Origin of the sequence: uncultured Ruminococcus sp. (assembly GCF_946415235.1) — a bacterium.
Classification (GTDB): Bacteria; Bacillota; Clostridia; order Oscillospirales; family Ruminococcaceae; genus Ruminococcus.
The window spans coordinates 23,974-37,998 of sequence record NZ_CAMKRR010000022.1 but is presented as its reverse complement, the minus strand read 5'-3'; the positions used below and the strand labels follow the sequence as shown (position 1 = coordinate 37,998).

At 48.2% G+C, this 14,025-nt stretch carries 14 protein-coding genes; 5 read left to right on the top strand and 9 right to left on the bottom strand.

Annotated elements, in window-relative coordinates:
• The first annotated feature begins 200 nt into the window (after positions 1-200).
• Together Q0R37_RS06710 and Q0R37_RS06705 are read left to right on the top strand one after the other, a co-directional pair.
• The gene (locus tag Q0R37_RS06710) at positions 201-1,205 is read left to right on the top strand and encodes an SDR family oxidoreductase (protein WP_294752692.1); all 1,005 of its coding nucleotides are present in this window, start codon (positions 201-203) and stop codon (positions 1,203-1,205) included.
• Between the two features lie 215 nt (positions 1,206-1,420).
• Positions 1,421-2,599 carry an iron-containing alcohol dehydrogenase gene (locus Q0R37_RS06705; protein WP_294752690.1) on the top strand — a complete coding sequence of 393 codons (1,179 nt, stop codon included), beginning with the start codon at positions 1,421-1,423 and terminating at the stop codon, positions 2,597-2,599.
• 1 nt (position 2,600) lies between these two features.
• On the opposite strand, the gene Q0R37_RS06700 is transcribed toward Q0R37_RS06705, so the two are convergent.
• Positions 2,601-3,173, bottom strand: coding sequence for a hypothetical protein (locus tag Q0R37_RS06700; RefSeq protein ID WP_294752689.1), 573 nt, complete (start codon positions 3,171-3,173; stop codon positions 2,601-2,603).
• Positions 3,160-3,435, bottom strand: a complete 276-nt coding sequence (locus Q0R37_RS06695) for a hypothetical protein (protein WP_294752687.1) — start codon at positions 3,433-3,435, stop codon at positions 3,160-3,162. The genes Q0R37_RS06700 and Q0R37_RS06695 overlap by 14 nt, the downstream gene beginning before the upstream one ends.
• 126 nt (positions 3,436-3,561) lie before the next feature.
• Between Q0R37_RS06695 and Q0R37_RS06690 the strand changes: the two genes are divergently transcribed.
• Positions 3,562-4,296, top strand: coding sequence for a polysaccharide deacetylase family protein (locus tag Q0R37_RS06690; protein WP_294752685.1), 735 nt, complete (start codon positions 3,562-3,564; stop codon positions 4,294-4,296).
• 31 nt (positions 4,297-4,327) lie between these two features.
• On the opposite strand, the gene Q0R37_RS06685 is transcribed toward Q0R37_RS06690, so the two are convergent.
• The 7 genes from Q0R37_RS06685 to Q0R37_RS06655 all read right to left on the bottom strand — a co-directional run bounded on the left by Q0R37_RS06685 (position 4,328) and on the right by Q0R37_RS06655 (position 10,473).
• Positions 4,328-5,188, bottom strand: coding sequence for a hypothetical protein (locus Q0R37_RS06685; RefSeq protein ID WP_294752683.1), 861 nt, complete (start codon positions 5,186-5,188; stop codon positions 4,328-4,330).
• Between the two features lie 101 nt (positions 5,189-5,289).
• On the bottom strand, positions 5,290-5,703 hold the full coding sequence (locus tag Q0R37_RS06680) for a peptide deformylase (protein ID WP_294752682.1): 414 nt from the start codon (positions 5,701-5,703) through the stop codon (positions 5,290-5,292).
• 50 nt (positions 5,704-5,753) lie between these two features.
• On the bottom strand, positions 5,754-6,566 hold the full coding sequence (locus tag Q0R37_RS06675; protein ID WP_294752680.1) for an amidohydrolase family protein: 813 nt from the start codon (positions 6,564-6,566) through the stop codon (positions 5,754-5,756).
• Between the two features lie 96 nt (positions 6,567-6,662).
• Positions 6,663-7,460 carry a GNAT family N-acetyltransferase gene (locus Q0R37_RS06670; RefSeq protein ID WP_294752678.1) on the bottom strand — a complete coding sequence of 266 codons (798 nt, stop codon included), beginning with the start codon at positions 7,458-7,460 and terminating at the stop codon, positions 6,663-6,665.
• On the bottom strand, positions 7,457-8,476 hold the full coding sequence (locus Q0R37_RS06665; RefSeq protein ID WP_294752676.1) for a M42 family peptidase: 1,020 nt from the start codon (positions 8,474-8,476) through the stop codon (positions 7,457-7,459). The genes Q0R37_RS06670 and Q0R37_RS06665 overlap by 4 nt, the downstream gene beginning before the upstream one ends.
• Positions 8,477-8,478: 2 nt before the next feature.
• Positions 8,479-9,489: a M20/M25/M40 family metallo-hydrolase gene (locus Q0R37_RS06660; protein ID WP_294752674.1), complete on the bottom strand. Its 1,011-nt coding sequence runs from the start codon at positions 9,487-9,489 to the stop codon at positions 8,479-8,481.
• Positions 9,490-9,627: 138 nt separating this feature from the next.
• The gene (locus Q0R37_RS06655; RefSeq protein ID WP_294752672.1) at positions 9,628-10,473 is read right to left on the bottom strand and encodes a hypothetical protein; all 846 of its coding nucleotides are present in this window, start codon (positions 10,471-10,473) and stop codon (positions 9,628-9,630) included.
• 151 nt (positions 10,474-10,624) lie between these two features.
• Between Q0R37_RS06655 and Q0R37_RS06650 the strand changes: the two genes are divergently transcribed.
• Both Q0R37_RS06650 and Q0R37_RS06645 read left to right on the top strand, forming a co-directional pair.
• Entirely contained in the window at positions 10,625-10,930 is a 306-nt protein-coding gene (locus Q0R37_RS06650; RefSeq protein ID WP_294752670.1) for a helix-turn-helix transcriptional regulator, read from the top strand.
• Between the two features lie 146 nt (positions 10,931-11,076).
• A complete protein-coding gene (locus tag Q0R37_RS06645; protein WP_294752669.1) occupies positions 11,077-13,932 on the top strand; it encodes an insulinase family protein in 2,856 nt (951 codons plus the stop codon).
• The last annotated feature ends 93 nt before the right edge of the window (positions 13,933-14,025 follow it).

The window sequence follows — 14,025 nt, the reverse complement described above, 5'->3', positions numbered from 1 at the left end:
CCCTTTGGAATCCCTTCCTTTTGGGTTGGCGTAATCAATGCGTAAATTTTGATTTTAAGTGCAAGATTTTAAATAAGAAACAATATATTTATTACTTTTCGTTATTTCAGATATTGCTTTATCAATAAAAATATGTTATAATAAAACCACGAGTTTTATAGCGCAATATACAAAAATGCTACAAGGTGGTGAACAAATAAGTGAAGATACTACTTATCGGCGGCACAGGTACTATAAGTATGGCTATTACAAAGCTCCTCGCTCAGCAGAGACATGAAGTGATACTTCTCAACCGCGGCTGCCGCAATAACGATCTTCCCGAAAATGTAAAAACTATTCAGTGTGATATCTCGGACGAAGCAGACGCTGCCGCAAAGCTTGCGGATATGTGCTTTGACTGCGTCGGCGAGTTCATCGGCTTCGTACCGTCACAGGTGGAAAGAGACTTCAGGCTTTTCAGCGGAAAGACAAAACAGTACATTTATATCAGCTCCGCTTCCGCTTATCAGAAGCCCCTTGCGGACTGCGTCATAACCGAGAGCACTCCCCTTTCCAATCCGCACTGGCAGTATTCCCGCGACAAGATCGCCTGTGAGGAATACCTTATGAAGCAGTACCGCGAAAACGGTTTCCCGATAACAATAGTCCGCCCGAGCCATACATACGATGAAAGATCTGTTCCTCTCGGAGTTCACGGCGACAAGGGCAGCTGGCAGGTGGTAAAGCGCATAATGGAAGGCCAGCCCGTAATCATTCACGGCGACGGAACTTCCCTCTGGACAATAACTCACAACAGCGACTTCGCAAAGGCTTATACGGGTCTTATCGGAAATATCCACGCTATAGGTCAGGCTTTCCATATCACTTCCGACGAAAGCGTGACATGGAACCAGATCTACTCCATTATCGCCGACGAGCTGGGCGTTGAGCTCAATGCCTGCTATGTTCCGTCAGAGCTGCTCAATAAAATAGGTCCCTATGATTTCGAGGGGACTCTCCTCGGCGACAAGGCTCATACAGTCATCTTCGACAACTCGAAGATAAAACGTGCGGTTCCCGGTTTTACCGCATCTGTAAGAGCAGATCAAGGTATAAGGAACACTGTGAGATATATTCTCGCCCATAAGGAATGTCAGACAGACGATGAAGATTTCGACCGCTGGTGCGATAAAGTGGCCGATGCTATGAATAATATAAAAATATAAGGGTATGTGAAGATGTTGGTGGTTTATTGAGAATAGGGCGTTCGCAATTGCTTATTATACCACAAACACAAATTCATTCAAGACTGAAACAAGCGCCATAAATGGCGGTCCTGACAGAATTTGCGTTTGTAGTTCAGAGCAATTACGCAAACGCCCCGCCACTTCCGACCACCCAAAAAGCTATTTACCCAAATATAATAAGGGAGGATCACATAATGGATAATTTTCAGTTTTACAGCCCCACAGAGTTTGTTTTCGGAAGAGATACCGAATCAAAGGCAGGAGAAATGATAAAGAAATACGGCGGAACCAAAGTCCTTATTCACTACGGTTCGGGCTCTGCCGTTAAATCAGGTCTTATCGCAAAGGTAAAGGCTTCGCTCAGCGAGTGCGGCATCGAATTCACAGAGCTCGGCGGAGTTCAGCCAAATCCCCGTGACACCCTTATCTACAAGGGAATAAAGCTCTGCCGCGATGAAAATGTCGACTTCATACTCTCGGTAGGCGGCGGCTCATGTATTGACTCCTCAAAGGCTATCGCTCTCGGAGTGCCATATGACGGCGATTTCTGGGACTTCTACGGCACAGGCAAGGAAGTAGAAAAGGCTCTGCCCATAGGTACTGTCCTTACTATCGCCGCAGCAGGCAGCGAAGGCTCGGGAGCTTCCGTAGTAACAAAGGAGGAAGGCAGCTTCAAGCGCGATGTGGGCTCTGACAAGCTCCGTCCCCGTTTCTCAATACTTGACCCCGAGCTCACCTGTTCTCTCCCAGCTTATCAGACAGCCTGCGGTGCTACAGATATAATGGCTCATGTTTTCGAGCGCTATTTCACAAATACTCACGAGGTAGAGATAACAGACCGCCTCTGCGAGGCTGTTCTCCTTACAATGATAAAGGAAACTCCCCGTGTTATCGCTCAGCCCGACAACTATGAGGCAAGAGCAAACATAATGTGGGCGGGTACTGTGGCTCATACCGACATCGTTGGCGTCGGAAGAGCTCAGGACTGGAACAGCCACCGCATAGAGCATGAGCTTTCGGCTCTGTACGACTGCGCTCACGGTGCTGGACTTGCTGTTGTTATGCCTGCATGGATGGAATTCGTCTACAAGCATAATGTTATGCGCTTCGCTCAGATGGCTGTACGTGTATGGGGATGTCAGATGAATTTCGAGAACCCCGACGAGACAGCTCTTGAGGGTATACAGTGCTTCCGCGGCTTCCTCCGCAGCATAGGTATGCCCATAAACTTCAAGGAGCTCGGCGCCAAGGAAGAGGATATACCGAAGCTCGTTGAAAAGCTCGGTATCGGTGACGGAAAAACAGGCGGTTTCGTTCACCTTTCCGCTCAGGATATCGCTACGATATACCGTATCGCAGCCCACGCAGAGTGAGCTATCTGCGTATATCCCCTATAAACAGAGCAGCTGAGGCTATAAGCAGAGGTACGGCGGCTGAGCCCCAAAGGTATGCCGCAGCAGCTGCACAAATGATGATGATAAGCTTGACAGCAGTAAGAACTGTATCGGCGGCACGTTCTACGGAAGTGCCCGCAGTCAGGAGAGCTATGACTGCTCCCCCGTCAAGACTGCTGTACGGCAGCATATTATAGACTGCCGCTGTAAGGTCAAGGAGAGGAAAAGCTCCATTACAGCCTGCAAGCTTAACTGTCAGAAATACGATAATATTGGCGGCAGGTCCCGCAAGCAGCACAAAGAGGCTGCTCCGCACAGGGACTATGCCGCCTTTTCGCATAACTATGCGTATCCCTGCACCGCTGAGCTCCACAGCTCTGATACGCCCGCCGCATAAAAGTATCGCCATCATATGTCCCGATTCGTGAACTGCACAGGCTGTGTAAAACGCAAGCATGAGCCTGCTGTCGCGGAGTATGAATATCAGCGCATTGAATACGAAAAACGAAAAATAAAAACGGACCGCACAGCCCTTTATCCTAAAGCTTATCAATATAACCGAGTATAATATCTATCGGATTTGATATGACCTCGGAGCTGTCCGCAGCAAGGCTCTTTAGCTGTGCAAATACCTCTCCCGTAAGCTCGGGGCGGAATATGCTGCCTGCAATAAAAAGCAGCGCAATAAGTATGCATATTACCGCCTGCGCTGCGATGATATCGTCAGCCCTGTTCCTGCGCTTCATTTCGTATTCCTCCGCAAGAGCTTCCGTGCTGCCGCTGTCGAACTCCTCGTTTGCTTCTTCGTTTTCCATAACATCACCTCATTAATCCATATGCGGAAAAAATCGAAAAATGCAAAAATAGCCATGTTTTTTTCGCTGTGATATGCTCATAATATATCTGCGGAGCGATCCGCAGAAAATCAGAGGTAAATGCTTATGAAAACACACGCTTCCGCTGCATTGCTGACTGCGGCTGTTTTTCCGTGCACGGCAGTATACGCTGCCGATACAACAAAGATCGGCTACGGTCAGGGTACGGCAGTCGATGAGAAAAACCGCCCCGCAGACGCAGTGCAGTTCAACAGCCGATTCGGCGACCTTGATGCCTTCGCCCTGTCGGGAGACGATAAAAGAATAATCATCACCTTTGATCAGGGCTATGAAAACGGCTATACCGCAAAGATACTCGATACTCTCAGGGAAAAGGACGTACAGGCAATATTCTTTCTGACAGGTCCTTACGCAAAAACGGAGAGCGCTCTCGTAAAGCGTATGATAGATGAGGGGCATATCCTCGGAAATCACGGCATGACCCATGCAAGTCTGCCGACACTCTCCGATGAGGACGCAAAAAAAGAAATTCAGTCGCTGCATAACTACGTAATGAACAATTACGGATATCAGATGCAGTACTTCCGCTGTCCCTGCGGAGAATACTCCGAAAAGGCACTTGAAACCGTCAGGGAATGCGGCTACAGGACACTTTTCTGGAGCAGCGCCTATGTGGACTGGAACACAGACTGTCAGCCTGCGCCTGCCGAGAGCCTGAAAAAGCTCACTGACGCAGCACACGGCGGAGAGATACTTCTTCTCCACTCTGTTTCGGCAACCAATGCCGAGATACTCGGACAGCTTATAGACAATTTCCGCGCAAAGGGCTTTACGGTATAAAGAATGGGACACTTTCGTGTCCCATTTTTCTTTATACGAGTCTTCCCCTGATAACAAGAGTGCTTACGCCTGCCTGTGCGTTCCACTCGCCTGTAGTCTCTGACTGTGAGAACTGTGCCGCGGGTACTGTCACCTGACCGTCAAGGCTGGTGAATACTCCCGTATCGGGATCGTATGCATAGTTTGTGCCCGATACCCACGCTGTTCCGTTGAACTCAGCCGTAAGACCGCTGAGGGCAGGGCTGAAGGTATCGCTGAAAATAACATTATCAGCAGCCTCCGCGGGAACTGTGCCGAAATTCTGTATAATAAAGGTGTAGGTCACCTCGCCGTTCTCCTCAACTGCCGCAGGGCTGAGCGACTTGCTGATAGCAAGGTCTATCTCGTCATTGAAGGAAACAGTTTCGGAAGCTGTTACAGGCTCAAAGCCCGTGCCGCTCACGGTGACTGTGTTAACTATCTCGGCATCAGCGCCCATAGGCGCAAAGCTGTTTGCCTCAGCAGCATACACCAGCATCGCATTTCCGCCCGCAGGGACATTTATACCGGTAACGGTAAGCGGAGAAAAAGAAGTTACAGCGGGAGCTGCCTGCTGAACTCCGTTTACATAGTAGGAAAGGGTACCCTCCCTGTAGGTCAGGGGAACTACGGTATCAGCAGTCTCTCCGATGCTGTATGCTCCGAGGTCGTCCGTAACGGTGAGCCCGTTATAGCAGGCAGAACCCGAATTCACTATGCTGACCATATAAACATTCTCGCTTCCCTGTGAGTAGCTGTCGGAAACTGCGTTCTTTTCTACGGAAAGCACCTCGAGTATCTCGCCCGATGTTATATTTGAGCTAGCTACGGTTCCGTTGTAGGAAAGAGTAGCCTGATTATAGAAAGTTGCCATACATATACCTCCATATGGCGGGAAACCGCCGTATTAAGGGAGGGAGACTCCCCTCCCTCAGTGTATTATATGACAACATGGGATATCGTGTGATTTCAGTCTCAGATTATGATACCGCTGAAATGTTCTATCTCGTGCTGTATTATCTCAGCCTCGAAGTCGCGGAATATACCGCGGCGGCGCTTGAACTTCCTGTCCAGATATTCTACGGTTATTATGCGGTGACGTGTGACGGGACGGACTCCGTTAAGTGAAAGGCAGCCCTCTTCGGTCTCGTAGGTCTCCTTAGACCTGTCAACTATCACAGGGTTTATCATTGCGGTATACTCGTCACCGATAAGCGCCACAAGTATAGTCTTGTGAACTCCTATCATATTCGCAGCCATGCCCACGCAGCGCTCCTCGTTTGCCTTTACAGTGTCGAGAAGGTCGCGCACCGTCTGCATATCAGTTTTTGTGGCAGGCTCTGACTTTACTGCAAGAACAGCTTCATCTCTTACTATGTCTTTTATCATGAAAAAGCTCCTTTCTAAAGAAAAACGGGACAGTTTTGTCCCGTTGACTATCATTTTATCTCAAGAAATGCCTTGAAGTTGTCAGCAAGTATCATCTGGTTCTCCTTTTCCGTAAAGCCAAGCTTCAGGAAGCGCATAAGCTCGTCCTCGTGGCTCCACATTGGGAAATCCGAACCGAAGAAGCAGTTCTCGATACCGTATTTTCTCACTATCCCCGCTGCTCTCTCGGGAGTGAGGAATGCAAGTGAGCTGCTGACGTCAAACCTTACGTTCTCAAGTCCCGCAAGCGTCTTTTCCGCTGCGTCCCACTGCTGGTATCCGCCAAGATGTGCGGCAAGCAGCTTAAGCTTCGGGAAGTTGTCGTGTATCCTCTTTATACGCTCAGGTGCGGAATAATCATACCTTGCGTCTCCGCAGTGTATGAGCAGCGGAAGCCTTCCCTCCATGAGCTCGTATATTTTGAAAGCCTCGGGCGAATCGGCGTTGAACTTCTGAAAATCGGGGTGTAGCTTTACTCCGTGAAGTCCGAGAGAGATTATCTGCCCGATATCGCCTTCAAGGTCGGAGGAATCCGCATGAGTAGTGCCGAAGCCGTAGAAGCAGCTGTGCTTTTGACACTCACCTGCTATATATGTGTTGATATTGCTTGTCTGTCTCGGGCTTGTTGCTGTGGAGCACACAAGATACTTCTTAACGCCTATCCTGCTGCCCGCTTCTATGAGCTTTTCGCTGAAGCCTCTGTTATTCATCGGTATCCCGTAAAACTGTCCTATGCTGTCTGTCGCCGTATCTGCGATCTTTTCGGGGAAAATATGGGAATGAGCGTCTATTATCTCATATTTTCCGTAAACCTCGGGGTTCATATATCCATCTCCTATAAACAAATTCAATGAACATTATACTCCATATGTCAGCAAATGTCAAGACAGTTCCTTATACCAATAAACAATAAGCGGCTGTTATCTTTCTTCAAGACGTCCCTTTGCTGCGCTTTCCTTTTCGATGTCTATACGCTCGAGGACTATCTCTCTGCCTGCGATACGGAAGCCTATCTCCTGATAGAAGCTCACTCTGACGTCAAGTGCAAGGAGATACGCTCTCTTTCCGAGTCCGTTGAAGAACTTCGCCAGCCATTTGAGGAACTCCCTTGCATAGCCCCGCCCTCTTGCAGCCTTGTTGGTTGCCACCTGTCCGATAAGGACAGTGCTTCCGATATCGAATACCGCAGAAGCTGTTGTGGAGTTGCGGTATGTGAAAACACGGCTTATGCCGTGGCGGCAGCGGTGAGAGGTATCGGTGTACCACAGTGAGAAATCGGCTATATTCGGAAATCCCTCGCTGAGTATCTTGTATACGTCGGGAAGGCTCGGATTGAACTCAACGTGCTCCTCGATAGCTTCAAGGGGCGTATCATCGGGGATAAGCTCGAAAATAGTGCGGTTGAGCACCTGATAGCGCTCGGGAATGGTTATTCCCTCCAGTATCTTCTGGTCGCCCTCGATACGGAAGGGCAGGTTCATGCTGACAAAGAGGTCTATCTCGTCATTGGGCTCGAGCTTTCCGTCGCCGCATATTATCAGCGTTGAATTTATTATGAACATGAAGCCCGTTCCGATGCCGTCGGTTATCTTGTAAAAGCGGCAGAATTCGTAATTCGGACCGTAGGCTCTCATGTACGCCAGCATTTTCTTGCCCGAAAGCGTCTTGTTGAGCAGATCACGGTCAAGCTCATGCTCATGTTCGATAAGTTTTATCATATCTCATGTATCCTTCCGATGAGAGTTTTTACCAGTTTGTATGAGTTTTCCAGATCTGCCGTATCTATGACACAGGATGGGGAATGGAGATATCTGCACGGCAGTGATACAGCCATGGTGCGTACTCCCCTGCCGCTTATATGAACAGCTCCCGCATCGTTGCCGCCTGCTATCATGGTTTTTGTCTGACACGGGAAGCTCTGCTCCTCTGCGATATCAAAGGCAAGACGGTAGAGCTCCTTATCATAGATCGTATGCCTGTCCATGAAGGACACAACAGGTCCCCTGCCGACTTCGCAGACCTTTTTTGCGCCTGCCGCTCCGTCGATATCGGCTGCCGTGGTAGTTTCAAGGACTATTGCATAGTCGGGAGCTACAGAATATGCGGAAGCAGTCGCTCCGCGGAGACCTATCTCCTCCTGAACATTGAAAACGAAATATGTATCGTATTCGAGCTCCTCATGCATGAGCTCTATCATTATGGCACAGCCTGCGCGGTCATCAAGAGCCTTTGACTTTATACGGCTTCCGCCAAGCTCGGTGAATTCAGAGTCGAAGTAAGCGCAGTCGCCGAGTGAAACATACTTCTCGGCTTCCGCCCTGTCGGCAGCTCCGATATCAATATACAGACTGTCAGTTTTCGGAGCTTTCTCACGCTGCTCCCTGCTGAGATTGTGGACAGCCGTAGAGCCTACTACTCCGCTGATATGTTCCTTTCCGACCTTTACCTGTCTGCCGATTACCACAGACGGGTCTATTCCGCCTACATTGCCGAAGCTGAGAGTGCCGTCGGGACGGATATATGTTATTATAAAGCCTACCTCGTCCATATGGGCGCATATCATCAGCTTCTTTGCGGGAGCTTTCTTTCCCTTTTTGAAGCATATTATACTTCCGAGATTATCCACGCTGTACTCGCATACGTCCTTTATTCTGCTGATTATAAGCTCGCGGACAGCGCTCTCGTCACCCGAGACGCCGTCTGCAAGGCACAGCTCCTTAAGAAGTTCCTTCATGTTCAGCCCTCCCTTATGAATTCAGCAAGCAGCTTTGCTGTGAGCTCCACATCCTCAAGGTCAATGACCTCAACGGGAGTATGCATATTTCTCAGGGGTATCGACACCGTACATGCCTTTGCGCCGCAGCGGTTCACGGAATAACGGTCAGCATTGGTGGAGGTAAGTCCGCTCATGACCTCTGTCTGACAAGGTATATCCGCGTTTTTCGCAGCAGTGAAGAGCTTGTCGCTTATCTCACGCGAAAGGGACGGCGAAACACCTATCATGGGGCCTTTTCCGAGATAGCCGCATTTGCTCTCGTCCTCCCCTATGGCATAGGCAAAGCTCACATCGACTGCAAGTGCGATATCGGGATCAACTTCAAAAGCGCCTATTTTTGCACCGCGCTCCCCGACCTCTTCCTGAGTGGAGAATATGACCGCAGCATTGTAAGCCAGAGGCTTATCGCCGAGAAGCTCCAATGCGTAAAGTATAGAAGCAACTCCGCAGCGGTCATCAAGTGCGCCGCCTGTGATACGACGGCCTATAAGGTCACGGCATTTAACGTCAAAGGTGATGCTGTCACCTGCGCCTATGACCTCTTCAAGCTCTGCCTTTGTCATTCCCGTATCTATAGCCGCGTCCTCAATTTCGAGGACTTCACTGCCGCCGTTGGTGAGATGAGGCGGAACAGAACATATAACGCCCTTTATGTCACGCTTTCCGTGTATCACAACAGGCTGTGCGGGGAGAAGTCTGCGGTCGATACCGCCTATATTTCCGACTTTGACAAAGCCCTCGTCCGTGATATATGTCACAACAAATCCTATCTGGTCTATATGAGCGTCAAGCACAAGGAGAGGAAGTCCCTCTTTGTGAGCGCCGAAGTGTCCGATAACATTTCCGTTTATTATCTCTGCGTCGGGGCAGTACTCCCTGAGCATGGAGAGAGCCAGCTCTGCCGCACATTCTTCGCTGCCCGAAGCTCCGCCTGCTTCCGCAAGAGCGATAACGGTCTTTTTAATATCCATTGCCTTTGTCCTTTCGTAAGCTGTAATGAGTTCAGATTATATTATAGCATACTATGCGGATAATAGCAATAATTGCAGAGAAAAAGTTATTGTTTTTTCAGTCAAAAAAAGCGGAAGGATTTTTCCTTCCGCTTTCTTCTATAGCTTTCTGTTTATGTTTCTTAACGTTCGATTCGTATTGTGCCTTTGGATCGTTCCGACGATATTGGCTATATTAGCCTCATGCCTTGCACGCTCGGCAATACTGTTACTCTCGGCAAGCAGGTCATTCTGCTCCATTGCAACTTCATTGGCCTGATGCTGCGCTGCAAGTCTTGCGGCATCGAGCTCCAATTGCCTGTTCCTGTCAAATGTTTCTATTGCTTCTTTAACAGAATAATTCGCTGAATCCATTATTTCGTAAATCTCCTGCAATATTCTTGCGTCCCGATACTGCTTAGGTATAAGCTTTGATGAATCATAAAGTTCAGTTAATTCATCAGATATCTTATTGATATCTTTTTCAATTTCATTCCTTACTATTGACCACTTATTATTATATTTCTCTGCTTCTTCATTATACTTAACAAGTACTTGGTTATATTCTGCATCAAGCTTACTTTGATTATCGACGTTAATCTTATCTATTTCTTTACATTTTTCGATGTATTCCTGAGAATTTCTCTGAATTTCAATATCTTTTTTCTTTTGCTTTGATTTATTAACAATAGAATAAATAATTAATCCCCACGCTGGAAAAATACTTATTGGTCCTATAATTAATCCAGAAACAAAAATAATTATTGGAATAATTAATCCTAAAATATAATTATATTTTACTTTTGAAACTATTTCAGGATAAGGATTTTTTTGAGCAATCTGTCGCATTGGCTGAACAGGCTTATTTTTTTCATACTTTTCTTCTTCAAGTTTCATATCCCATTTTTTTCTGTCCAGTTCCGACTCAAGTTCGGATAATTTAAAAACGATCTGCTTTTCATTCATAAAAAATGCCCCCCTTAAAACAATTTGAACATTGCGTTCACTTTATTCTATTGATATTATATAATATTTTTCAGAAAATGTCAAGTATAAATATCATTTTGATAATGATAAATCTATTTGATTATGGTAATATCATTAATGAGGTGATATTATGGCAAAAGAATTACTCATGCTTGCTGACAGAATAAAACACTTACGTGAAAGCTCATCTTTAACACAAGCGGAACTCGCAAGAAAACTATCGTTATCCCGCTCGGCAATAAATGCATGGGAAATGGGACTTTCTGTCCCGACATCTCAATACGTTGTTGAACTTGCCAAAGTATTCAGCGTTTCAACCGATTATATTCTCGGTATAAACGAAACCGCAGTAATACCTGTAACCGGTCTGACCGATGAACAGATCGATGCTGTTTTAAATATAATAAACTGCTTCAGGAATGCAAACAATAAATAAACCGATGTTAATCAATTCAATAACATCGGTTTTTGTTTTTTACGTGTTTCAGGCTACAGACCGAATGTTGTACGGCTGAAACTTTTCTTGCATAAATACGGCAAAAATGGTATAATTATTATATGATTTTTCTCAGGAGGTACTGTATGAATATAAACGACACTATCCACGGCTTTAAGGTGACACGTATCGCTCCTGCCCCTGACTGCGGCTCCGAACTCATAGAAATGAGCCACGAGAAAACAGGTGCAAGACTGGTCTGGCTGAAAAACGACGGCGAGAACAAGCTTTTCTCCATTGCTTTCAGGACTCCACCCTCGGACGATACGGGAATATTCCATATACTTGAACATTCCGTGCTCGGCGGCTCAAAAAAATATCCCGTAAAGGAGCCTTTTCTCGAGCTTATGAAGGGTACTATGAACACCTTCCTCAATGCCATGACCTACCCTGACAAGACAGTTTTCCCCGTTTCAAGCAGAAACGATACGGACTTTATGAACCTTACAAGGGTATACCTCGACGCTGTATTCGACCCTGCAATATACTACAATCCCAACATCTTCTATCAGGAGGGCTGGCATATAGAAATGCGGAGCGAGTCCGATACTCCCGTATACAAGGGCGTTGTATTCAACGAGATGAAGGGCGCTATTTCCTCGGTATACAGCCGCATGGAGTCAGAGATAATGAACGTGCTCTATCCCGACAGCTGCTACCGCTTTGAGTCGGGCGGACTTCCCGAGGTTATTACCGACCTTACCTATGAGCAGTTCATTGACGGTCACAGGACTTACTATCACCCCTCCAACTCCTACATATACCTTGACGGACCTGTTGATATAGACGCTGTGCTGAATCTCATGGACAGCGAGTACCTCTGCCGCTTCGACAGGCGCGAGGTTCAAAGCGAAATACCTGTGCAGAAGCCTATCTCCTCAGCTGTTAAGAAGTCATATTACGAAATATCCGCAGACGAGGACGAAGCTGCTCACACCTACTACGTTATCGGAAAGATACTTGGCAGCTGGGAAGAGCGCGAAAAGATAACCGCAGCTGCGGTACTGGGTGAAGCTCTCACGGGCTCCAACGACGCGCCGCTGAAACGCGCTGTCCTCGATACAGGGCTTTGTCTTGATGTGTCACTTGACGTAAGCGACGGCATATTCCAGCCATTCGGCTGCCTGAGCATAAACAATACCGACGAGGAAAACTGCGGCAAGCTCAAAGAGACCGTCCGCAGCACAGTTTCCGGGCTTTGCAGGGACGGTATCGACAGAAAGCTCATTGCAGCGGCGATCGACCGCCTTGAGTTCCGCTTCCGTGCAGGCGGCGAGCCGAGAGGTCTCACAAGGAATATCTCCGCTCTCAACGCATGGCTGTACGGCGGTGACCCGCTCTGCTACCTCGAACTGGGCAGCGTGTTCGAGTCTCTCCGCCAAAAGGCTGATGCAGGCTATTTTGAGAAGCTTCTCGGTGAATGGCTCCTTGAAGATAACGGTACCGCGGAGCTTTATCTGCTTCCCTCACGTACCTATGGCGAAGAACAGAAAAAAGCCGAGGAAAAGCGCATAGCTTCCGTTGTGGACAGTCTCGCCTGCGAGGAGCGCTCGGTAATAGCCGAGCAGAACAGGCTTCTCGACGAGTGGCAGCACTCGGTGGATACGCCCGAGCAGCTTGCATCCATGCCGCACCTTGCTCTTTCCGAGGTAGGTGACCAGCCCCTTGCATTTGAAACAGACACGGAAACAGTCGGCGGCGTGACCATACTCCGTCACCCTGCTTCCGATAAGGGTATAACCGCACTCAATCTTTATTTCTCCCTTGCGGACTGCTCCGAAGCCGAGCTCTCCGCAGCCGCAGCAGCCTCCGAGCTTTACGGCGAGCTTCCCACAAAAAAGAGCTCTGCCGCCGAGCTGCAGCGCAGGATAACAGGTACTCTCGGTGAGATATCATGCACTGTAAGCGTATTCTCGCGCAGAGGCGCTGCCGATAAATGCTGTCCCTACTTCACGCTGAGCACCCGCTTCCTTGATAAGAATACAGCTGCTGCTCTTGAGCTTATTTCCGAAATACTCACGGAGACCTGCTTCGACGATACAGACTCCGTCCGTGAGCTCCTCATGCAGTCGGACGAAAACTTCAAGCAGTCAATCATCGCAAACGGTCATACCTACTCAATGGAGCGCGTCCGTGCTGCTCTTTCGGCAGAGTCGGCAGTTTCAGAGCTGGTTTCCGGCTATGAGGGCTACAAGAGGCTCCACGAAGCTGTAAAAACTCCCGAAAAGCTAATAGATACAATAAAGTCTCTCAGCAGCCGAATGATATGCACTTCACGTCTCTATGCAAGCATTACGAGCTGTGGGAATACCTCTATAGAGCCGCTTCTGAACGCTCTGCCGACAGGTGAAAAGCCTGCCTGCGAAGATATGGGCTTCAGGCTGGATATTCCCGAAAAACAGGGCATACTCATACCCTCGGGAGTTTCCTACTCAGCTATGGCATTCCCGGATAATTCGGCAGACAAGGCGGTGCTTAATGTGCTTTTCCGTGCTCTTTCCCTCGAATATCTCTGGAATGAGGTCAGAGTCAAGGGAGGAGCCTACGGAACAGGAGCTTTCATTGCTCCCACAGGCGAGCTGTCATTCTTCTCCTACCGCGACCCGTCACCTGCCGCAACTCTTGATATATACCGCAGGGCAGCGGATTTCATTAACGATTATTGCAGCGGTGCTCCCGATATCACACAGTATATCATAAGCAGCATAGCCAAGGATGAGCCGCTGATGTCAGACGGCAACAAGAGCCGAAAGGCTGACAGCCTGTGGTTCAGAGGCATAACCTACGCCGAACGCGCCGCCGAGAAAAAGCGTATGCTCAGCGTTGAGCCCGAGCAGCTCAGAGAAGCCGCAGAAAAGCTCCGCAGCTTCGGAAACATATGCGTTATGGGAAATGAAGCCGCAATGAGCGGTCTTGACCTTACCGTTGAAACACTGGCATGATCTGATCCTGTTTATCATTTTAATGCTCATATAAAAGCTTAGCCCGAAAGCATACGCTTTCGGGCTTGTTATTGTATGTAGGGGACGGCGTCC

What these genes read in the sequence shown, in the direction of transcription:
- Q0R37_RS06680 (WP_294752682.1), bottom strand. Translation starts at nt 5,703, where the DNA reads ATGATAAAAGACATAGTAAGAGATGAAGCTGTTCTTGCAGTAAAGTCA.
- Q0R37_RS06705 (WP_294752690.1), top strand. Translation starts at nt 1,421, where the DNA reads ATGGATAATTTTCAGTTTTACAGCCCCACAGAGTTTGTTTTCGGAAGA.
- Q0R37_RS06645 (WP_294752669.1), top strand. Translation starts at nt 11,077, where the DNA reads ATGAATATAAACGACACTATCCACGGCTTTAAGGTGACACGTATCGCT.
- Q0R37_RS06665 (WP_294752676.1), bottom strand. Translation starts at nt 8,476, where the DNA reads ATGAAGGAACTTCTTAAGGAGCTGTGCCTTGCAGACGGCGTCTCGGGT.
- Q0R37_RS06655 (WP_294752672.1), bottom strand. Translation starts at nt 10,473, where the DNA reads ATGAATGAAAAGCAGATCGTTTTTAAATTATCCGAACTTGAGTCGGAA.
- Q0R37_RS06660 (WP_294752674.1), bottom strand. Translation starts at nt 9,489, where the DNA reads ATGGATATTAAAAAGACCGTTATCGCTCTTGCGGAAGCAGGCGGAGCT.
- Q0R37_RS06650 (WP_294752670.1), top strand. Translation starts at nt 10,625, where the DNA reads ATGGCAAAAGAATTACTCATGCTTGCTGACAGAATAAAACACTTACGT.
- Q0R37_RS06670 (WP_294752678.1), bottom strand. Translation starts at nt 7,460, where the DNA reads ATGATAAAACTTATCGAACATGAGCATGAGCTTGACCGTGATCTGCTC.
- Q0R37_RS06675 (WP_294752680.1), bottom strand. Translation starts at nt 6,566, where the DNA reads ATGAACCCCGAGGTTTACGGAAAATATGAGATAATAGACGCTCATTCC.
- Q0R37_RS06690 (WP_294752685.1), top strand. Translation starts at nt 3,562, where the DNA reads ATGAAAACACACGCTTCCGCTGCATTGCTGACTGCGGCTGTTTTTCCG.
- Q0R37_RS06695 (WP_294752687.1), bottom strand. Translation starts at nt 3,435, where the DNA reads ATGGAAAACGAAGAAGCAAACGAGGAGTTCGACAGCGGCAGCACGGAA.
- Q0R37_RS06685 (WP_294752683.1), bottom strand. Translation starts at nt 5,188, where the DNA reads ATGGCAACTTTCTATAATCAGGCTACTCTTTCCTACAACGGAACCGTA.